The 20,577-nt window shown below is 67.0% G+C and carries 20 protein-coding genes and 1 pseudogene; 13 read left to right on the top strand and 8 right to left on the bottom strand.

Features of this window, described 5'->3' with window-relative positions:
* Positions 1-87: 87 nt before the first annotated feature.
* From QZL87_RS05450 to QZL87_RS05435, 4 genes are all read right to left on the bottom strand, one after another.
* Positions 88-621, bottom strand: coding sequence for a DUF2059 domain-containing protein (locus tag QZL87_RS05450; protein WP_295324926.1), 534 nt, complete (start codon positions 619-621; stop codon positions 88-90).
* Between the two features lie 117 nt (positions 622-738).
* On the bottom strand, positions 739-2,154 hold the full coding sequence (locus tag QZL87_RS05445) for an SPOR domain-containing protein (protein WP_295324921.1): 1,416 nt from the start codon (positions 2,152-2,154) through the stop codon (positions 739-741).
* Positions 2,155-2,173: 19 nt separating this feature from the next.
* The gene (locus QZL87_RS05440) at positions 2,174-2,854 is read right to left on the bottom strand and encodes a hypothetical protein (RefSeq protein WP_295324916.1); all 681 of its coding nucleotides are present in this window, start codon (positions 2,852-2,854) and stop codon (positions 2,174-2,176) included.
* A 14-nt stretch (positions 2,855-2,868) separates the two neighbouring features.
* Positions 2,869-3,591: a ParA family protein gene (locus QZL87_RS05435; protein ID WP_295324912.1), complete on the bottom strand. Its 723-nt coding sequence runs from the start codon at positions 3,589-3,591 to the stop codon at positions 2,869-2,871.
* Positions 3,592-3,848: 257 nt separating this feature from the next.
* On the opposite strand from QZL87_RS05435, the gene QZL87_RS05430 reads away from it, so the two are divergent.
* On the top strand, positions 3,849-5,081 hold the full coding sequence (locus QZL87_RS05430) for an SPOR domain-containing protein (protein ID WP_295324907.1): 1,233 nt from the start codon (positions 3,849-3,851) through the stop codon (positions 5,079-5,081).
* 185 nt (positions 5,082-5,266) lie between these two features.
* Here QZL87_RS05430 and bla read toward each other — a convergent pair whose 3' ends face one another.
* A complete protein-coding gene (bla, locus tag QZL87_RS05425) occupies positions 5,267-6,133 on the bottom strand; it encodes a subclass B3 metallo-beta-lactamase (RefSeq protein ID WP_295324904.1) in 867 nt (288 codons plus the stop codon).
* A gap of 199 nt (positions 6,134-6,332) precedes the next feature.
* On the opposite strand from bla, the gene QZL87_RS05420 reads away from it, so the two are divergent.
* On the top strand, positions 6,333-7,217 hold the full coding sequence (locus QZL87_RS05420) for a LysR family transcriptional regulator (protein ID WP_295324899.1): 885 nt from the start codon (positions 6,333-6,335) through the stop codon (positions 7,215-7,217).
* A 229-nt stretch (positions 7,218-7,446) separates the two neighbouring features.
* Here QZL87_RS05420 and QZL87_RS05415 read toward each other — a convergent pair whose 3' ends face one another.
* The gene (locus QZL87_RS05415) at positions 7,447-7,797 is read right to left on the bottom strand and encodes a DUF2200 domain-containing protein (protein ID WP_295324896.1); all 351 of its coding nucleotides are present in this window, start codon (positions 7,795-7,797) and stop codon (positions 7,447-7,449) included.
* 336 nt (positions 7,798-8,133) lie between these two features.
* Entirely contained in the window at positions 8,134-9,018 is an 885-nt protein-coding gene (gene serB / locus QZL87_RS05410) for a phosphoserine phosphatase SerB (RefSeq protein WP_295324893.1), read from the bottom strand.
* Between serB and miaA the strand changes: the two genes are divergently transcribed.
* The 7 genes and pseudogenes from miaA (at position 9,017) to QZL87_RS05375 (ending at position 17,013) form a co-directional block, all read left to right on the top strand.
* On the top strand, positions 9,017-9,994 hold the full coding sequence (miaA, locus tag QZL87_RS05405) for a tRNA (adenosine(37)-N6)-dimethylallyltransferase MiaA (protein WP_295324890.1): 978 nt from the start codon (positions 9,017-9,019) through the stop codon (positions 9,992-9,994). The genes serB and miaA overlap by 2 nt on opposite strands.
* Before the next feature lie 73 nt (positions 9,995-10,067).
* Positions 10,068-11,917, top strand: a pseudogene (gene ilvB / locus QZL87_RS05400) (biosynthetic-type acetolactate synthase large subunit).
* A 163-nt stretch (positions 11,918-12,080) separates the two neighbouring features.
* Positions 12,081-12,599: an acetolactate synthase small subunit gene (ilvN, locus tag QZL87_RS05395; protein WP_295324887.1), complete on the top strand. Its 519-nt coding sequence runs from the start codon at positions 12,081-12,083 to the stop codon at positions 12,597-12,599.
* 125 nt (positions 12,600-12,724) lie between these two features.
* Positions 12,725-13,765, top strand: a complete 1,041-nt coding sequence (gene ilvC, locus QZL87_RS05390; RefSeq protein WP_295324884.1) for a ketol-acid reductoisomerase — start codon at positions 12,725-12,727, stop codon at positions 13,763-13,765.
* Positions 13,766-13,868: 103 nt separating this feature from the next.
* A complete protein-coding gene (locus QZL87_RS05385; protein ID WP_295324881.1) occupies positions 13,869-15,005 on the top strand; it encodes an 8-amino-7-oxononanoate synthase in 1,137 nt (378 codons plus the stop codon).
* Complete coding sequence (gene bioD, locus QZL87_RS05380) at positions 15,002-15,610, top strand: dethiobiotin synthase (RefSeq protein ID WP_295324878.1); 609 nt, start codon at positions 15,002-15,004, stop codon at positions 15,608-15,610. The genes QZL87_RS05385 and bioD overlap by 4 nt, the downstream gene beginning before the upstream one ends.
* A 119-nt stretch (positions 15,611-15,729) precedes the next feature.
* Complete coding sequence (locus QZL87_RS05375; RefSeq protein ID WP_295324876.1) at positions 15,730-17,013, top strand: adenosylmethionine--8-amino-7-oxononanoate transaminase; 1,284 nt, start codon at positions 15,730-15,732, stop codon at positions 17,011-17,013.
* Positions 17,014-17,150: 137 nt separating this feature from the next.
* Here QZL87_RS05375 and QZL87_RS05370 read toward each other — a convergent pair whose 3' ends face one another.
* Positions 17,151-18,029: an OmpA family protein gene (locus tag QZL87_RS05370; protein WP_295324873.1), complete on the bottom strand. Its 879-nt coding sequence runs from the start codon at positions 18,027-18,029 to the stop codon at positions 17,151-17,153.
* A gap of 248 nt (positions 18,030-18,277) precedes the next feature.
* On the opposite strand from QZL87_RS05370, the gene QZL87_RS05365 reads away from it, so the two are divergent.
* The 4 genes from QZL87_RS05365 (at position 18,278) to QZL87_RS05350 (ending at position 20,475) form a co-directional block, all read left to right on the top strand.
* Entirely contained in the window at positions 18,278-18,679 is a 402-nt protein-coding gene (locus QZL87_RS05365; protein WP_295324870.1) for a hypothetical protein, read from the top strand.
* Positions 18,680-18,782: 103 nt separating this feature from the next.
* Positions 18,783-19,424, top strand: a complete 642-nt coding sequence (locus QZL87_RS05360; RefSeq protein ID WP_295324867.1) for a YceI family protein — start codon at positions 18,783-18,785, stop codon at positions 19,422-19,424.
* A gap of 86 nt (positions 19,425-19,510) precedes the next feature.
* Positions 19,511-19,861, top strand: a complete 351-nt coding sequence (locus tag QZL87_RS05355) for a hypothetical protein (protein ID WP_295324864.1) — start codon at positions 19,511-19,513, stop codon at positions 19,859-19,861.
* A gap of 128 nt (positions 19,862-19,989) precedes the next feature.
* A complete protein-coding gene (locus QZL87_RS05350) occupies positions 19,990-20,475 on the top strand; it encodes a rhodanese-like domain-containing protein (protein ID WP_295324861.1) in 486 nt (161 codons plus the stop codon).
* Positions 20,476-20,577 lie beyond the last annotated feature (102 nt).

The raw sequence follows: 20,577 nt of genomic DNA, 5'->3' as shown, positions 1-20,577 counted from the left end.
GGCTCGCGACCTCAAGCGGGACCCCGGATCAAGTCCGGGGTGACGATGATTTATAGGCAGCTTCCGGCCGAAAGCGGACGAAATGTCTTATCGAGTCCGATAGAGTTCGATCGCCTTCGTCACGAGCATCTCCTCCGTCTCTTCCATATTGGTGCCGGTGTAAGCCTCCATCCGCCATGATCCATCAAGATAGTGCTTACCGAGAGGCGAATCTAAAAAGCTAACGATTCCACGCAATTCTTCTTCGGTAAACTCCCAGTTGATATGATCCTCATATGCTTCCTGATATTGCGGTCGATATTCCTCGTAGACCGATTTCAGAGCGTCCATAGGACCTGTCCATTGCTCGATCAGCGTGTTGTTCCGGTGAGCATTTTCTGTTCCTTGCGTCCATCCCAGCTCAGGATTGAAAGCATATCTTTCTAAGAAGCGCCCCGAATCGATCCGGTCTTGAAGGCCGGATGACTTCATAAACCTATGTATCAGAGCCAATTTCTCCGCACTTGGCGAGGAAGATACCTGTGCGGATGGCGCAATCATGGATTGGACACCTTCCGGCTCAGCACTCGCTGACGAATTATAGCCGAGGGTCAGCAGAGCAATGCAAACTAGTCGTTTCATTCAGGCATTATGGCATTTTTGCGAATGACCGCAACCGGCCTCCGACACCATCCAAAAACAGAGAGGCGCGGCCTCGCGGCCACGCCCCTCCCCCCTTATTCCTTCAAAAAATCGCGTTCAGCGCGACGCGAGCCGCATCGAACCGGCCTTCGCCGCCCACTGAATCGTCTCGCCGCCCTCCATCGCGCGGATGAAGCAGGCCTGGCCCTGCGCCTTCAGCCGATTGCACAGGCTCGTCGCGTCGGCGCGCGTCGCGAGGCCGTTGACCGTCAGGCGATAGTAAGTGCGGCCCTTCACCGTCGCCGCGTGGCTCGACGCCGGGAAATTCCCGAGCATGCCATTGCGCTTCTTGAGCGTGCCCCATTTCTCCTTGGCGATCGCCAGGCTGTCATAGGCGCCGAGCTGCACCGCCCAGCCATCGGGATTTTTCGCATCGAAACCCATCGCCTTGGGGATCAGCACCGTCGCGAGTTCGAGCGCCTGCTGCTGCGCGGGCCGGATGCGTCCCTCGCCCTGGGCGCGCGGCGCGGCGCGATAGGGCGCGGTTTCGGCGAGGATCAGCTCGCCCGCCGGCTGCGGCTGCGGCAATTCGGTGACCGGCACGATGCCGTCCTCGCCGCGCACCGGCATCGGCAATTCGACGCTGCGGATCGCGCCGCCCGCGTCAGCGAGCACCGGGGCGAGCACCGGCGGCGGCGGCGCATAGTCGGCGACCGGCGCCGGATCGGCGCTCGCGAGCTGGACCGGCGGCTCGCTCACCGGCTCGGCCGAAGCCATCTGCGTATCGGCGAAATTGCTGAGCGCGAGGCGAACGGGCATCCCTGCATCCGCCTGCGCTTCGGTGCCGATCAGGCTTGCGACGCGCACCTGCGCGTTCGGCTGTTCGGCGAGCTTCGACCATTCGGCCATCCGGCCTTCGAGCTTGTCGAGCGACAGATCCTGCGACGCGACGATCCGTGCCTGCGCCCAACGGCCCGACAGCGCGAGCGCGAGCGCGAAATTCTGCCGCGTCCGCGCGTCGGCGCCTTCGGCGCGCGCGGCTTCGCTCAGCACATAGAGCGACCCTTCGGCGTCGCCCGCCAAGGCGAGCGCCAGCCCGAGGTCCGACGCGGGAACCGTGTCGCGATGCCGCGTCAGCAGCGACACCGCCTCGGCATTCTTGCCCTGCGCGATCTCCGACAACGTCAGCGAGAGGATCGTGTTGCTGTCCGTCGCGCCCAGTTCCATCGCCTCGGTCAGCGCCGCGCTTGCCGATACGAAGCGGCCGTCGCCCAGATAAGTCTGACCCAGCAGCGCACGAAAGCCCGCGTCGCGCGGGCTGCCCGCGACCGCGGCTTCGGCGAGGCCGACGGCCTTGCTCGCCTTGCCCGCTTCGAGCGCGGCGCGCGCCTTGTCGGCCGATTTGGCGGCAAGCGCGGGCGCTCCGGCGGCGCGCGACGGCGCGTCGGCCATCTTGCCCATGCCGCTGCATCCGGTCGCGACGCCGAGGACGAAGCCCGAAAGGGCCAGCTTCTTCAGCAAATTGCGGTTCATGTCAGTCCCCCCAATATTTTCAGCGCCGGACGCGCGCCGGACGCGCGGCCGGCAGGCGGCTCGCCATCGCGTCGATTTCGGGCAGCGACGCCAGATATTCGTCGAGCAGATCGGTCAGGATCACCTGCGACGAACGGTTCGTCACCGCGCTCGCCAGGCGCAGGCGCAGATGGCGTTCGGCGTCGAGGCGCAGCGTGAAGGCCGCCTTTTCGCGGGCGCGCAGCGCGCGCGGCGCCTTTTCCTTCTTCGGTGCGGCCGCGGGGCGCGCCTCGACCTTGCGCGCGACAGCGGCGACGCGCTCGATCAGCGATTCCTGCTGGCGGACGACTTCGGGGACTTCGACCGCTTCGGCCTCGAACTGATCGGCGCCATAATCTGCGCTCAATCCGTTATATTCGGTGGAAAATTCAGCCTCCGGCTCGTGATGCGCGCTGTCGTCGACCGCATGTTCGGCCTCGACATTATGCGCCAGCACCGATCCGGTGAGCAAGGGCTTGAGGTCGAGCATCCGCGCGGGTTCGGCCGACTGGTCGGGATCGACATCATAACCCATGTCGTTCCAGCCGAGATCGTCATAACCGCCGGTATGGAGCGGCGCGGGGCCGCTGCCGAGCGGCTGGCGGCGCATCGCGGGACGCGCTCCGCCCTTGCGCGCCAACAGGCCGGCGCTCAGCGATGCGAGGGGTTTCGGTTCGCCCATGGTTCCCGCTCCCGTCACTGACCGGCGATGCGGCGGCCAAAGCCACCGCCCATCGGGCGGACCGCGCCGTAATTGCCCTGCGTCGGGACCGGCGCGGCAAAGATCGTGCGGCGGAAATTCTTTTCGAGGCGATCGTTCATATAGGTCCACAGCTGGCGGATTTCCTCGGCCGAGCGGCCGTTCGGATCGACCTCCATCACCGTGCGGCCGTCGATCATCGACGCGGCGTAATCGGTGCGGTGGTGCAGCGTGACCGGCGCGACCGTGCCGTGCTGCGACAGCGCGACCGCGGCCTCGCTGGTGATCTTCGCCTTCGGGGTGGCGGCGTTGACGACGAACACCAGCGGCTTGCCCGCGCGTTCGCAGAGGTCGACGGTGGCGCCGACGGCGCGCAGGTCATGCGGGCTGGGGCGCGTCGGGACGACGATCAGCTCGGCGACCGAAATCACGCTCTGGATCGCCATGGTGATCGCCGGCGGCGTGTCGATGACCGCCAGCTTGAAACCCTGCTGGCGCAGGATTTCGAGGTCGGAGGCGAGCCGCGCAACCGTGGTCTGGGCAAAGGCGGGAAGGTCGGTTTCGCGCTCGTTCCACCAGTCGGCGAGCGAGCCCTGCGGGTCGATGTCGATCAGGACGACCGGGCCGGCGCCGGCAAGCTGCGCCTGCACCGCGAGGTGCCCCGACAGCGTCGTCTTGCCCGACCCGCCTTTCTGTGAAGCCAAAGCCAATACGCGCACTGCGTTACCCCCTCGGAAATCCAAAAATCGGCGAAGGGATGCCATGCGGGGCGCTAAAATTGGGTTAACGATGATAAAAAGAGCGTGAACGACTTCCTCACGCTTATGGTAAACAATCCCTCAAGACCAACTTGTCCCAGAACGGATCAAGTCGGGCGCGCCGCATTTTGTCGCTAACGCGGTGTTAGCCAATTGGCGCTATGAAGCATCCGGGGACTGCAGCCGCTGTCATGCCGCGCAAGTCATTGGAGAATAAGATGCCTTCGTTCCGCACCGCCGTTTCACTGGCCCTGCCGCTCGCCCTCGCGTCGATGCTGGCGGCGCCCGCCCTCGCCGACGTCAAGGACGGCGTCGATGCGTGGCAGGCGGGCAATTATCAGGCGGCGGTGGCCGAATGGCGCCCGCTCGCGATCGGCGGCGATGCCGATGCGCAATTCAACCTCGGCCAAGCGTACAAGCTCGGCCGCGGCGTGCCGACCGATCTGACGCAGGCCGAAGCCTGGTATCGCCGCGCCGCGAAACAGGGGCATCTGCAGGCAGAGGACAATCTCGGCCTCGTCCTCTTCACCGCGAACCGCCGCGAAGAGGCGATGCCCTTCATCATCCGCTCGGCGGCACGCGGCGAACCACGCGCCCAATATGTCCTCGGCACCGCCCACTTCAACGGCGACCTCGCGGCGAAGGACTGGCCGCGCGCCTATGCGCTCACCAAGCGCGCGAGCGACGCCGGGCTCGCCATCGCGTCGGCGCGCCTCGTCCAGCTCGACAATCTGATCCCGCTCGACCAGCGCCAGCGCGGCCTCGCGATGATCCCCGACATCGAGCGGAGCGAACAGCAGGCGCGCCTCGCCGCGGTCAGCGCCGCCGCGCCGCCCGCACCGACCCCCGCGCCCGCCCCGACGATCAAGACCGCGAGCCTCCCCGCTTCGGCCCCCGGCGCCAGCTACACCCCGCCGCCGGTGATCAAGCCGCAGCCCGCGCCGGCGCCGAAGGTCCCCGAACCGATCCGCAGCGTTTCCGTGCCGCCCTCGCCCGTCGCCAGCGCCGCCGCGGCCGCCGCCGCCGAAGCGACCGCCGAAGCCGAAGCCGCGACCGCCCGGCCCGGCACGACCTACGCGCCGCCGCCCGAGAGCGGCACGCTGCCGCCCGCGCCCGAACCGGCAAAGCCCGCCCAGCCCGAACCGACGAAACCGGAACCCGCGAAACCCGAACCGGCAAAGGCCGCCCCGGCGCCCGCCCCCGTCCGCGGCGCCGCCGCCAGCCCGTGGCGCGCGCAGCTCGGCGCCTTCGGCGTCGAAGGCAATGCGCGCAAACTCTGGACCGCGCTCGAAAAGAAGAACCCCGCCGTCGCGGCGCGCCAGCCCTATCTGGTCAAGAGCGGCAAACTCACCCGCCTCCAGGCCGGCGGCTTCGCGAACAAGGCCGAGGCCGACAGTTTCTGCGCGGCGCTGCGCAAGGACGGGCAGGCTTGTCTGGTCGTGGATAAATAGGCGGCGGCGCGGCGGCGGCTGATCGGTTCCGCCCCATTTTCCCCGTCATCCCGGCGAAGGCCGGGATCTCGCCGGTGCGTTGGAAGGCCAGATCGAGATCCCGGCCTTCGCCGGGATGACGATTCAGAAAAGAATGATAAGGGTTAGCCGGCGATCACGGTCCCCCGGTGTTTGCGCGATCATCCCTATCTCGCCCCCGCGCGCTCCGCGGCCAGCCGTTTCGCGAGCAGTTCCCGCGAACGGTCTGCATAGGCGCGGCACGCGCCCGGCGCGTCGCTATACCGCCCCGGCCCCGCATTGTCGGGATGCGCCGCGATCAATATGTCGCACGGCGTCGCATCCATCTTGCGATAGCTTTCCTCGAACCCGGCGACGAATGGCGCGCCGGCCTTCGAGGTAAAGCGATAACCCTCCGCCGATACCGGGTTGAGGCTCGATGCGAAAACGATCGCCCTGCAGGCGCTTCCCTCACACGCCTGCCAGCGCCAACTCATGCTGCCCATCGTATGCCCCGGCGTCGCGACCGCGGTGATCGCCGTCCGGCCAAGCTTCAGCACTTCGCCATCGCGCATCACGCGCACCCGGTCCAACGCGGGCCAACTGCCGCCATAGGCAAGCTGCGGATCGTCCGCCGCATGCCGCCCCATCCGCAGCCCCTCGGCGCCGCGCGCGCTCGCCACCACCGTCGCGCCGGTGTCGCGCGCGAGCGCCGCGAGCCCGCCGGCATGGTCGAAATGCGGCTCGGTGCTCAGAATAAATTTGATGTCTTCGGGATCGAAGCCGAGCCCCCGGACATTGGCGAGGATCGCGGGCGCCGCCTGCGGCAACGCCCCGTCGATCAGCACCAGCCCGTCGCCCGTGTCGATCAGCGCGACGCTCATTCCCGCAAACCCGACCAGATAGGTGTCACCGAAGATTTTCTCGGGCTCCGCGGGGGCCAGCCATTGGGCCGCATGCGAGCTCTCGATCGGCCGCGTCAGCGGATCGACCACCGGAACCGGCGCCCCGCTCACCGCCGCAAGCCACGCGAACAGGCTGATTGCATCGAACATTTTGATCTCCCTTCGCCCCGAAAATGCCAAGCGACGCGCCCCGCGACAAAGCATCATTTCTCGACAAAGCCATGAGAATATCTCATACTTTTCGTCATCCCGGACTTGATCCGGGATCCACTCGCGCCACCGTCGGGCCATGGATCCCGGATCAAGTCCGGGATGACGAGGGAGGCAATATCACAAAGCAGGAGACCCGATGGACCGCGCCCAGCTCCCCCTTAACGCCCTGCGCGCCTTCGAGGCCGCCGCGCGCCACCTCAATTTCACGCGCGCGGGGCTCGAACTCCATGTCAGCCAGGGCGCGGTCAGCCATCAGGTCGCCGAGCTCGAACGCCGCCTCGGGACGCGCCTCTTCCACCGCCTGCCGCGCGGTCTCGCGCTCACCGACGAAGGCCATGCGCTCGTCCCCGCCGTCGCCGAGGCGTTCGACCGCGTCGCCGCGACGCTCGATCAATATGCCGATGGCCGCTTTCGCGAGGTGCTCAAGCTCGGCGTCGTCGGCACCTTCGCGACCGGCTGGCTGCTGCCGCGCCTCGACGCCTTCGCGCGCGCGTTTCCGTCGATCGACCTGCGCATCGCGACCAACAACAACCGCGTCGACCTTGCGGGCGAGGCGCTCGACTATGCGATCCGCTTCGGCGACGGCGCGTGGCACGGCACCCATGCCGAGCCGCTGCTCGCCGCACCGCTGGCGCCGCTCTGCGCCCCCGCGATCGCCGCGCGCCTCCAAACCCCCGCCGACCTGATCCACGAACGCCTGTTGCGGTCATACCGCGCCGAGGAATGGGCGCTCTGGTTCGCCGCCGCCGGCGTGCCCGTCCCCGTCCTGCGCGGCCCGGTCTTCGACAGTTCAGCGTTGATGGCGGCCGCCGCCGCTTCGGGCCAGGGCGTCGCGCTCGCCCCGCCCTCGATGTTCGCACGCGACCTCGCCGCCGAACGGCTCGTCCAGCCCTTCGCAGTCACGATCGACGCCGGCCGCTACTGGCTCACCCGCCTGATGTCGCGCGCCGAAAGCGACGCGATGCGGCGGTTTCGGGCGTGGTTACTGGAAGAAATGGCGAACGATCCATCGGCGGCATGACAGGCGTTTGCCCGCGCCGTGTTAACGTTGTTAGCATTGCAGCCGCTAGGCGCATATCTTATGTTTACATCGTTAATATCGACTTCAGAATGGCGAATAAGTGATCCCAATACTCGTCATTCCCGCGAAAGCGGGAACCCAGTGGCAACGTCGGTTCGCTGGGTTCCCGCTTTCGCGGGAATGACGAGATAGGAGAAGCGGGCGAACCGCTACCGTCCAAAACCCGCCGCTACCCGCGCAATATCTTCGCCATCGCCTTCCCCTTGGCGAGCTCGTCGATCAGCTTGTCGAGATAGCGGATTTCCTTCATCAGCGGGTCCTCGATAGTCTCGACCCGGATGCCGCAGATCACCCCGGTGATCAGTTCGCGCGCCGGGTTGAGCTTCGGCGCCCGGGCAAAGAAATCCTCGAAACTCGTCCCCTTCGCCAGCTCGGCCTCTAGCGCCGCCTGGCTATACCCCGTCAGCCAGCGGAAAATCTCGTCGACCTCGGCCTTGGTGCGCCCCTTCTTCTCCGCCTTGGCGATATAATGCGGATACACGCTCGCGACGCTGATCGAATAGACGCGGTGCTTGGTCATGGGCTTCTCCCGCCCGCATGATAGCGCGCCGCAGCGCGATCATCACCCGTCCGCATTGGTGTGGTGCGCTGCCATGCCCCACCTTCGTCATTCCCGCGAAAGCGGGAACCCAGCGAACCGACGTTGCCACTGGGTTCCCGCTTTCGCGGGAATGACGAGGGTGAGAGCGTGATCGGCAGCAACCGGTCGAACCGGGCATTTTAAGAGATTCGCGCAGAGGCGCAGAGAACGCCGAGGTGAAGAGCTTTCTCCTCTGCGTTCTCTGCGCCTCTGCGCGAATCTTGTTTGAAGCCGCCTATGCAGCCATGGCAGCGCCGGCCGAAAGCCGCCGCACCCCTAACCCATCACCCACTGCCGCCGCGAATAGCCCTGCGCCCACAGCAAGGCCGTCAAATCATGATGCCGGATCACCGCCGCCGCCGCTTCGCCCGCCGCGGGGTGCGGGTAATAGCCGATCCCCAGCCCCGCCGACGTGATCATCGGAATGTCGTTCGCGCCGTCCCCCACGGCCAGCGTCTCGGCGAGCGGCAGGCCGTGCTTCGCCGCCTCGGCCTTCAGCGTCTCGAGCTTCGCCGAGCTGTCCACCACCGGTTCCAGCACCCGGCCCGTCAGCTTGCCGCCCGCGATCTCCAGCTCGTTCGCGACGACCCTATCGAAGCCGATCGCCTCGGCCACCGGCCCGGCAAAGGGCATGAAACCGCCCGACACGAGCACCGACCAGGCGCCATGCGCCTTCATCGTCTGCACCAGGGTGCGCGCGCCGCGCGTCAGCCGCACGCGCTCCATCCGGCAATCGACCAGCGTGCTCTCTGCCATCCCGCCGAGCAGCCCGACGCGCTCCTCCAGCGCGGCGCGGAAATCGAGCTCGCCGCGCATCGCGCGCTCGGTGATCGCCGCGATCTGCGGCTTCAGCCCCGCATAATCGGCGAGTTCGTCGATGCACTCGCAGGTGATCATCGTCGAATCCATGTCGGCGATGATCAGCTTCTTGGTTCGGTCGCCGAGCGGCTGCACGACGATGTCGAGCGCGCCATGGTCCATATGCGCCAGTTCCTTTCGCGCGCTGACCAGACTGCCGTGAAAGACGATGTCGGCCGCGTCATGCTCGTCGAGCCAGTGCGGCGCACCGACGTCGTGCCCCGTCGCCGCCAGCCGGTCTATACCTTCGCGAACCACCTCGTCGGTCAGCTTCCCGGCTGCTATCAGCGTCGCGACGAACATGGCATCTCCTTCTTTCTCGACCGCCGAAGCGCGGCTGCCCGTGGCACTTATCGCCGGACCCACCGCCAGCGGCAAGAGCGGTTTGGCGGTCGCGCTCGCAAAATCGCTCGGAAACGGGACGCCCGGTGACGCGACAGTGGTCAACGCCGACGCGAGCCAGGTCTACGCCGACCTCGCCATCCTGTCGGCGCGCCCCACCGCGGAAGAGATGGAAGACGTGCCGCACCGCCTCTTCGGTCATGTCGATGCCGCCGAAGCGCATAATGCCGCGCGCTGGGCGGGCGAAGCGCGCGCCGTCATCGCCGAAGCCCATGCGGCGGGCCAAGTTCCGATCCTCGTCGGCGGCACCGGCCTATACCTGCGCACCCTGCTCTTCGGCATCGCGCCGGTCCCCGAGATCGACCCGCAGGTCCGCGAAGCCGTCCGCGCGCTTCCGGTCGCCGAAGCCCATGCCGCGCTGGCGATGGCCGACCCCGCCGCCGCCGAACGCCTCCATCCCGCCGACACCACGCGCGTCGCGCGCGCACTCGAAGTCGTCCGCGCGACCGGCCGCACTCTCGCCGACTGGCAGCAGGCGCGCGAAGGCGGCATCGCCGACGCCATCGCGCTCGCGCCGCTGATCCTCCTTCCCCCGCGCGACGGGCTGCGCGCGCGCTGCGACACCCGCCTCGTCCAGATGTTCGCGGGCGGCGCGATCGAGGAGGTCGAAGCCCTTCTCGCGCGCGGCCTCGACCCCGATCTTCCCGCGATGCGCGCGATCGGCGTGCCGCAGATCGCCGCTTTTCTCCGCGGCGAGATCAGCCGCGCCGACGCGCTCGAAGCCGCCCAGGCGGCGACCCGCCAATATGCGAAGCGCCAATATACCTGGTTCCGCCACCAGCCCCCCGCCGGCTGGCCGCGCCATGCGGAGTCATTAAACATCGATTCTATTGAGCAATTAGTAATAATATTACGTGATAGACTGTTGACAGGATAGAATCATACACCTATTGCCCGCAGCCCTGTTGCAGCGCACAAGCGCTGCGTTTTTGGTTGAAAGGAGTTTCGTCGTGACGGAAATGAGCGGTGCCGACATGGTGGTTCAGGCGCTGGTCGACCTCGGGGTCGATACGGTGTTCGGCTATCCGGGCGGCGCGGTCCTTCCCATCTATGACGCGCTCTACAAGCACCCGACGATCAAGCATGTCCTCGTCCGCCACGAACAGGCGGCGACCCACGCGGCGGAGGGCTATGCACGCTCGACCGGCAAGCCCGGCGTCGTGCTCGTCACCTCGGGCCCCGGCGCGACCAATGCCGTCACCGGCATCACCGACGCCTTGCTCGACTCGATCCCGATGGTCGTGCTCACCGGGCAGGTGCCGACGACGCTGATCGGCACCGACGCCTTTCAGGAATGCGACACCGTCGGCATCACGCGACACTGCACCAAGCATAATTATCTCGTGATGGACCCCGACCGCCTGGGTTCGATCATCCACGAGGCCTTTCATATCGCGACCCACGGCCGCCCCGGTCCGGTGGTGATCGACATTCCCAAGAATGTGCAGGTCGCGACCGGCACCTACAGCGTGCCCGAATTCATCCAGCACAACAGCTATCGCCCGCAGGTCGAGCCCGACGCCGACGCGATTGCGCAGGCGATCGACATGATCGCCGCCGCCGAACGCCCGGTTTTCTACACCGGCGGCGGCGTGATCAACGCCGGCCCCGACGCGAGCGCGGCGCTGCGCCAGCTCGTCGGCCTGACCGGCGCGCCGATCACCTCGACCTTGATGGGGCTCGGCGCCTTCCCCGCCGACGATCCGAAGTGGCTCGGCATGCTCGGCATGCACGGCACCTATGAATCGAACATGGCGATGAACCGCGCCGACCTGATCATCGCGGTCGGCGCGCGCTTCGACGACCGCGTGACCGGCCGTCTCGACGCCTTCGCGCCCGAGGCGAAGAAGATCCACATCGACATCGACCGCAGCTCGATCAACAAGATCGTTCCCGTCGACCTCGCGATCGTCGGCGACGCCGGCCGCGCGCTCGACGCGCTCGTCGCCGCGTGGAGAGCCAAGGGCCACAAGGCGCGCGACCTCGGCGAATGGTGGCGCCGCATCGACGGCTGGCGCGCGACGCGCTGCCTCGACTTCCCCGAAAGGAAGGAGCCGGACGCCGACATCATGCCGCAGCGCGCGGTGAAGGCATTGTTCGACGCGACGCGCGGCCGCGACCCGATCATCACCACCGAGGTCGGCCAGCACCAGATGTGGGCCGCGCAGTACCTGCGGCGCGCCGCGCAGGGCCTCGACCAGCGGCAGGCCGCGATGCCATCGTGTCCACCGATGTGGGCCAGCACCAGATGTGGGCGGCGCAGCATTTCGGCTTCTCCGCGCCCAATCGCTGGCTGACCAGCGGCGGGCTCGGCACGATGGGTTACGGCTTCCCCGCCGCGGTCGGCGCACAGATCGCCAACCCGAACCGCCTCGTCATCTGCATCGCGGGCGAAGCCTCGCTCCAGATGAACATTCAGGAAATGGGCACGGTCGCGCAATATCGCCTGCCGGTGAAGATCTTCATCCTCAACAATGAATGGATGGGGATGGTCCGCCAGTGGCAGGAACTGACCTATGAAAGCCGCTATTCGAACAGCTATTCGGACAGCCTGCCCGATTTCGTGAAGCTCGCCGACGCCTATGGCTGGACGGGGCTGCGCATCGACACGCTTGGCGAGCTCGATGACGGCATTCGCACCATGATCGACACGCCGGGACCGGTGATCGTCGACTGCCGCGTCGCCAAGCTCGCCAACTGCTTCCCGATGATCCCGTCGGGCGCGGCGCACACCGACATGATCCTCCAGCCGAACGACATCACCGGCACGATGGACGACGAAGCGAAAGCGCTGGTGTGATGATGGCAAACGCTTTCCATCCCCTCCCGCAAGCGGGAGGGGCAGCGAGGCTTGCGAACTTGTTCGCTAGCCGCAGCGGGGTGGGCAGCCCCCCGCCGTCTGCTCGCTTCGCTCGCGCCCACCCCTCAATCCCCTCCCGCAAGCGGGAGGGGAAGGAATAACAATGAAAATCACCACCGAAGCCGGCGAGCGCCATGTGCTCGCCATCACCGTCGATAACGAGGCCGGCGTGCTCGCCAAGATCACCGGCCTGTTCACCGCGCGCGGCTATAATATCGAAAGCCTGACCGTGGCCGATATTACGGCCGACCATGCGCTGTCGCGGATCACCATCGTCACCTCGGGCCCGCCGCCGATCATCGACCAGATCATCGCGCAGCTCGACCGGCTCGTCCCCGTCCACAAGGTCGTCGACCTCACCGACGCGGGCGAGGCGCACGTCGAGCGCGAGATCGCGCTCGTCAAGGTCTCGGGCACCGGCGATAAGCGCATCGAGGCGCTGCGCATGGCCGACGTCTTCCGCGCCAAGGTCGTCGACACGACGCTCACCAGCTTCATCTTCGAAATCACCGGGAACAGCGACAAGGTCGACCGCTTCATCGCGCTGATGCGCGAATGCGGGCTGGTCGAGGTCGGCCGCACCGGCGTCGTCGCCATCGCCCGCGGGTCGGAGGCGCTCTGAGCTTATAGGAATGAAGGTCCAACTATCGTCACCCCGGACTTGATCCGGGGTCCCGCTTTTCACCGTGGTTTAGCGGGACCCCGGGTCAAGCCCGGGGTGACGGAAGAAGAATAGGGAAGAATGACATGCAAGTTTATTACGATCGCGACGCCGACCAGGATCTGATCAAGGGCAAGAAGGTCGCCGTCGTCGGCTACGGCAGCCAGGGCCACGCCCACGCGCAGAACATGCGCGACAGCGGCGTGCGTGAAGTCGCGATCGCGCTCCGTCCCGGCTCGCCCACCGCGAAAAAAGCCGAAGCCGCGGGCTTCAAGGTCATGTCGAACAAGGAAGCCGCCGAATGGGCCGACGTGATCATGATCGCCGCCCCCGACGAGCATCAGGCGAAGATCTACGCCGACGACATCGGCCCGAACATGAAGCCCGGCGCCGCGCTCGCCTTCGCGCACGGCCTCAACATCCACTTCGGCCTGATCGACGCGCGCCCCGACATCGACGTCTTCATGGTCGCGCCGAAAGGCCCCGGCCACACGGTGCGCAGCGAATATCAGAAGGGCGGCGGCGTCCCCTGTCTGATCGCGGTCGCGCAGGAAGCGCAGGGCGCGGGTTCGTCGGGCAACGGCTTCGCCAAGGCGCTCGCCCTCAGCTACGCCTCGGCGGTCGGCGGCGGCCGCAGCGGCATCATCGAGACGACCTTCAAGGAAGAATGCGAAACCGACCTTTTCGGCGAACAGGCGGTGCTCTGCGGCGGCATCACCCACCTCATTCAGGCGGGTTTCGAAACGCTGGTCGAGGCGGGCTATGCCCCCGAAATGGCCTATTTCGAGTGCCTCCACGAAACCAAGCTGATCGTCGACCTCCTCTATGAAGGCGGCATCGCCAACATGCGCTATTCGATCTCGAACACCGCCGAATATGGCGACATCAAGACCGGCCCGCGCATCATCACCGACGAAACGAAGAAGGAAATGAAGCGCGTCCTCGCCGACATCCAGTCGGGCCGCTTCGTCAAGGACTTCGTGCTCGACAACCAGGCCGGCCAGCCCGAGCTCAAGGCCAGCCGCAAGGCGGCCGCCGCGCACCCGATCGAGCAGACGGGCGAGAAGCTCCGCGCGATGATGCCGTGGATCGCCAAGAACCAGCTGGTGGACAAGACGAAGAACTGAACCGTCATCCATAAACTCGTCATTCCCGCGAAAGCGGGAACCCAGCGAGCAACCGGCACGACTGGGTTCCCGCTTTCGCGGGAATGACGAATGAGGAGAAAATGTGGCGAACTCTCCCTTCACCGCCCACCGCGCCGACCTCGCCGCGCTCGCGGAGCAGGGCCGCCGCCGCGCCCTCGCTCCGCGCGCCGGCCGCGATTTCGCGTCGAACGACTATCTCGGCCTCGCCGCCTCCGACGCGCTGCGCGACGCGCTCGCCGCCGGCATCGCGCGCGGCCTGCCAGCAGGCTCGGGCGGCTCGCGCCTGCTCCGCGGCAACCACCCGGAGCATGAGGCGCTTGAAGCCCATGCCGCGCGCCACTATGGCTGCGAGGCGGCGCTCTTCTTCGCGACCGGTTTCGCCGCCAACGCCGCGCTTTTCGCGACGCTGCCGCAGCGCGGCGACCTTATCGTCCACGACGCGCTGATCCACGCGAGCGCGCACGACGGGATGAAGCTCGGCCGCGCCGGCCATGTCGCCGCCGCGCACAATGACGCGCAGAGCTTCGACGACATCATTTCGCGCTGGCGCGCCGGCGGCGGCGCCGGAACGCCGTGGATCGCGGTCGAAAGCCTCTACAGCATGGACGGCGACCGCGCCCCGCTCGCCGATCTCGCCGCGGTCGCCGACCGCCACGACGCGGTCCTCGTCGTCGACGAAGCGCACGCCACCGGCGTCTTCGGTCCCGGCGGCACGGGCCTCGCGCACGCGCTGCCGCGCCGCGACAATCTCGTCACGCTCCACACCTGCGGCAAGGCATTGGGCGCCGAGGGCGCGCTGCTCTGCGCCCCCGCGATCGCCTGCGACTTCCTCGTCAACCGCGGCCGCCCCTTCATCTTCTCGACCGCGCCTTCGCCGCTCAGCGCCTGGCTTGTCCGCCAGGCGATCGAGATCGCCGCGAACCAGCCCGAGCGCCAGGCCCGCCTCCACGCGCTCGTCCGCCACGCCGCCGAGCGCCTCGTGCCCCTGGGCATCCCGGCGAGCGGCACCCAGATCCTGCCCGTGATCATCGGCGACAACGACCGCACGATGCGCATCGCGGCAAGCCTACGCGACGCGGGCTTCGACATTCGCGGCATCCGCCCGCCGACGGTCGCCGAGGGTAGCGCGCGCCTCCGCATCGCGATCACGCTCAATGTTGACGAAGCCAACATCGACGCGATGGCCGATGCGCTGGCCCAGGCGATGGCCGCGGCATGACCCGCTTCGTCGTTACCGGCACCGACACTGGCATCGGAAAAACCATCTTTTCCGCCGCTTTGGCGCAGGCGACCGGCGCGCCTTACTGGAAACCGATTCAGTCCGGCCTCGAGGAAGAGAGTGACAGCGAGGCCGTCGCGCGCCTCGCCGGCGTACGCATCTTGCCCGAAGCCTACCGCCTCGTCACTCCCGCCTCGCCGCATCGCGCCGCCGAAATTGACGGTGTTAAGATCGACGTCGAAACGCTCACACCGCCCCCCGGCGACCTGATCGTCGAAGGCGCGGGCGGCGCGCTCGTCCCCGTCACGCGGACGACCCTCTACGCCGACCTCTTCGCGCAATGGCAGATCCCCGTAATCGTCTGCGCGCGCACCAGCCTCGGCACGATCAACCACAGCCTGCTGACGATCGAGGCCTTGAGAAGCCGCAACATCCCGATCCACGGTCTCGCTTTCCTCGGCGATGCGGTCGAGGACAGCGAGGCGATCATCGCCGAAATCTCCGGCGTCCGCCGCCTCGGCCGCCTGCCGATCATCAACCCGCTGGACAGCGCAACGCTGGCTGCCTCGTTCAAAGCAAACTTCCAGATCGCCGACTTCCTCTAATCTTCGTCATTCCCGCGAAAGCGGGAACCCAGCGAGACAATATATTCACCCGCAGGGTGGCATTCGACCAGCAACGGTGCCACTGGGTTCCCGCTTTCGCGGGAATGACGAGGTAAGAGATGACGCAGACCCCCCCCTCCCCCGTCTGGCACCCCTTCACCCAGCACGGTCTCGGCGACCCGATCCCGCTGATCAGCCGCGCCAAAGACGCCAGACTCTACGACGCGAACGGCAACAGCTGGATCGACGCCATCTCGTCATGGTGGGTCACCACCCACGGCCACGCGCACCCGCGCATCATGGCGGCGATCCGCGACCAGTCCGAAAAGCTCGACCAGCTCATCTTCGCCGGCTGGACGCACGAACCCGCCGAAAGCCTCGCCGTCGAGCTGGTCCGCATCACGCCCGATCCGCTCACCCGCGTCTTCTTCTCGGACTCGGGCTCGACCAGCGTCGAGGTCGCGCTCAAGATGGCGCTCGGCTACTGGTTCAACATCGGCGAGGCGCGCAGCCGCGTCCTCGTCCTCGAACATAGCTATCACGGCGACACGATCGGCACGATGTCGGTTGGCGAGCGCGGCGTCTACAACCGCGCCTGGCAGCCTTTGCTGTTCGACGTCGGCACCATCCCCTTCCCGCACGAAGGCATGGAACAGGCCACGCTCGACGCGCTCGAAGCCGCGTGCGCAGCCCAAGAAACGGGCGGCGCGCCCGCTGCCTTCATCGTCGAACCGCTGATCCTCGGCGCCGGCGGCATGCTCATCTACCCCGCATGGGTGCTCGCCGAGATGCGCGCGATCTGCGCGCGCCACAATGTCCTCTTCATCGCCGACGAGGTGATGACCGGATGGGGCCGCACCGGAACGCGCTTCGCCTGCGACCAGGCGGGCGTCATCCCCGACATCATGTGCCTGTCGAAGGGGCTGACGGGCGGCGCGATCCCGCTCGCGGTGACGCTCTGCATCGAACCGATCTTCGCGGCCCATTTTTCGAAAGACCGCGGCAAGGCCTTCTATCATTCGTCGAGCTACACCGCGAACCCGATCGCTTGCGCCGCCGCGAACGCCAATCTCGCCATCTGGCGCGACGAGCCGGTGCAGGCGCGCATCGACGCGCTCGCCGACGCGCAGGCCGCGCATCTTTCGCTGCTGTCGCATGATCCGCGCGTCGCCAATCCGCGCCGCCTCGGCACGATCGCCGCGCTCGACATCGTCGTTTCCGACGCCGGCTATCTCTCGAACCTCGCCCCGCGCCTCACCGCTTTCTATCGCGACCGCGGCGTCCTGCTTCGTCCGCTCGGCAACACGCTCTATGCGATGCCGCCCTATTGCATCGCGCCCGACGAGCTCGCGCAGCTGTGGGACGCGATCGCGGCGTCGCTCGACGGTCTCGAGGGCGGCTAGAGCGCGATCACCGAATCGTCATTCCCGCGAAAGCGGGAACCCAGAGCGCGCGTCGGCTGACCCCACACTGGGTTCCCGCTTTCGCGGGAATGACGAATGCCGGGAATGGGGCGGACCATGGCCCGCCCCCGCCGATCTTACAGGCCGTCGGTCGCCTTGCTGACCAGAATGTTCACCGCGACGCGGCGGTTCTGCGCCTTGCCTTCGGGGGTGGTGTTGTCCGCCGCCGGGTCGGCTTCGGCCATGCCGGTCGGCGTCAGCATCCGATAGGGTTTCCAGCCGCAGGCCTGCTGCAGGTGGTTGACCACGCGGCCGGCGCGCTTTTCGCTGAGCAGCTGGTTGAATTCCTGGCTGCCGGTGGAATCGGTGTAGCCGACGACGAGCAGCAGCGCATTGTCCATGCCTTCGGCCTGGTTCGCCGCGGCGCAGAGATCGGCCTTCGCCTGTTCGGACAGCACGGCCTTGCCGGTGTCGAAGTTCACGTTGGTCGTCGCCTTGACGTTATACTGGTCGATGTCGCCGACGCGGCTGCGCAGCGCGTCGGTCGCCGCCGTCTGCTCGGCGAAACGCTGGTCGGTGCCGGTGTGGATCATCGACGCGGTGCGCAGGTCCTTGCTCTTCAGCTTGACCTCGCTCGCCACCAGTCCGCCGTCCCACTGGAGGGTTTCGACGCTGACCGGCAGGCCGTTGAGCAGCGAATTGGCCGCGAGCTTGTCGCGGTCGAGGCCCAGAAAGCCTCCGCTGCTCTTGATCTTGGTATAGTCGGCGATCGCGATCGCCGTGTTGTTGCCGTCTGCGGTCGTGACCTGCATCCGGCCGTCGCTGCGCGCCGAGATGATGCCTTCGACCTTGGGCCCCTTGGTCATTTCTTCGGGCGAAGGCAGTTGACCGTAAACGGTCGCCATCACTTCGCTGCCGGACGTGTCCTGCTCCTGCGCCGCCAGGCTACCCGTCGCCGGTGCGGCGAGCATCGCCAGCATCAGCATCGCGCCTGAACTCTTCGAAACGGCACCCATACCCTACTCCTTCAATTGAACCAGCTGCCCCCGCAGCTCGCGCCCGCCAATTGACGTGGCCCGTTCTGGCACATGAATACTCGCGGGCCGGGCGAAAGTTGCGCAGCTTGTCGGACGTCCTGCACGGCAAGGCGATAAGACCATGTCACCCAATCGAAATTTTTTTGCCCGGGGCGCAGTTCGGCTTAGGTTCATCTGCCGCGTTTCATCGCCAAAAAGGGAAACGGGGTCTGGGAACGCGATCTGTGATGAAGAAAAAGGCCGGCCTCCTCCCCCTCCTCGCGGCGCTCGCCGTCACCGCGCCCGCGCCCGCGCAGGAAAGTCTCGCGCAATCGAGTTCGCCGCCGCAGCGCACCTCGGTGCTCTACACTTATGGCGACGAACCCTGCCCCGAGGCGCAGGAGGGCGAGATCGTCGTCTGCGCGCAGCAGCCCGAGACCGAACGCTACCGCGTGCCGAAGGAATTGCGCGAGGAGTTGAAGGACGACGCCCCCGTCGGCGGCGGCAGCTGGGCCTCGGCGGTCGAGGGCTATGAAAATGTCGCGCGCGCGACCCGCCCCAACAGCTGCTCGCCCGTGGGGTCCTACGGCTTCACCGGCTGCGCCGCCGCGGCGCTGCGCCAATGGTTCGAGGCGCGCCGCGCGCCCTGAGCCTCTCCGCGAAGCGAACCGAAACGCTGCGTTTCTCCGCCGCTTGTTGACGCCGTCCCCCGCCGTCGCCTAGCTTGCGCCCTCCACAACAGGAGGTCCCCCTATGCGCCGCATTGCTCCCCTTGCCGCCCTCGCCCTCATCGCCGCCGTCGCCACCCCGATCGTCGTCGCGCAGGGCGGTTCCGCTCCCGGCGCGCCCGACAAGTCGCGCGTCACCGCGGGCACCTATGCCGCCGACCCCGGCCACACGATGGTCGTGTGGGAGGTCGATCACCTCGGCTTCAGCAAATATACCGGCATCTTCGGCGACGTGACCGGCACGCTCGTCATCGACCCCGCCAACCCCGCCGCCGCCAAGGTCGACGTGACGATCCCGGTGTCGAAAGTCACCACCGCGAGCGCCGGGCTGACGAGCCACCTGCTCCGCCCCGGCAAGGACGGCGGCAAGGCCGATTTCTTCGGCGCCAATCCCGCCGACGCCAAATTCGTCTCGACCGGCGTCGTCCTCGACGATGACGGCGACGAGGCGAAGGTCACCGGCAATCTCACCCTCAACGGCGTGACCAAGCCGGTGACGCTCGACGTCGATTTCCACGGCGCGGGCGTCGGCATGAACAAGAAGGAAACCATCGGTTTCGAGGCCGAAACGACGATCAAGCGCAGCGACTTCGGCGTCTCGATGGGCATTCCCTATGTCAGCGACGAAGTCGAACTCGAAATCCACGCCGCGTTCGAGAAGCAGTAAGACACGCGCCAATCTGTCACATGCGCCGCGTATCAGGGGGCGGGACCGGCATGGTCCCGCCCCTTTTCGCACAAGGAGCCCATGTGATGAGCGAACTGGTCCGCGAAATCGTCGAAGTGAACGCCGGAATCGACGGCGACGAGGAAAATCCGCTGTTGGTCGTCGAGGTCGAGGGTCTTGCCGCCACCGCGGGCTGGACCAACGTCCGGCTCGACCCGCATGTCTACATCACCCCGCCCGACGACGGCGTGCAGGATTTCGACCTCGTCGGCGACCGCCCTGCTGACGCCGCCGAGGCCCTGACCGAGGTCGAGGCCGGCTGGGAAGGCCCGCTCGAGGATTGGGTTATCGGGGTGCGCGTCCACGCGGTCGACAATCTGATCGAGGACGAGGTCTACGAACCCTGGGACGAGGACGACGAGAGCGAAGCCGCCTGAGGCCCGCTCCGCAACCATCCCCTGCACTACGCCGGGCCGCGGGTCTCTTCGCGGCCCGGCGACATTTTCGGTTCATCGCAGAGCCAGCAAGCGCGGCCTAGCCTCCCCGCATTCAAGGGAGGATCACCATGCGCACGCTGCTTCTCGCTCTCGCCCTCACGGCCACCCCCGCGCTGGCCCAAGCCAACCCGCAGATCGACTATCCCGGCTTCCAGGCGCTCACCGCCAGCGTCGCCCCCGAACGCGCGCAGCGCCTGATCGCCTTCGACGCCTTCAAGGCCGCGGCCGCCAAGCCCGGCACCCTCCTCCTCGACGCGCGATCGAAGGACGCCTTCCAGCGCGGCCACATCAAGGGCGCGGTCAACCTCCCGCTCACCGACTTCACCGCGGAGAGCCTCGCCGCGGTGATCGGCGCCGACCCGAACCGCCCCATCCTCATCTATTGCAACAATAATTTCTCGAACCACAAAAGCCCCGTGCCGCTCAAGCGCGCCCCGCTCGCGCTCAACATCCAGACCTTCATCAACCTCGTCGGCTACGGCTACCCCAACGTCCGCGAACTCGCCGACGTCGTCGATTTCACCGATCCCAAGGTCGAGTGGGTGACGGGCTGAGCCCTCACCCCCACGCAATTTTCGCATTCCCCCCTTGCATCCGGCGACATTTTGCATCACTAGGGCGCCCATGCGCGGCAACGCCCTTCTTCTTCTGCGACT

It is taken from the genome of uncultured Sphingopyxis sp. (genome assembly GCF_900078365.1).
Taxonomy (GTDB): domain Bacteria; phylum Pseudomonadota; class Alphaproteobacteria; order Sphingomonadales; family Sphingomonadaceae; genus Sphingopyxis.
The sequence above is the reverse complement of the archived record's forward strand: the minus strand, read 5'-3'. Positions and strand labels throughout refer to the sequence as shown.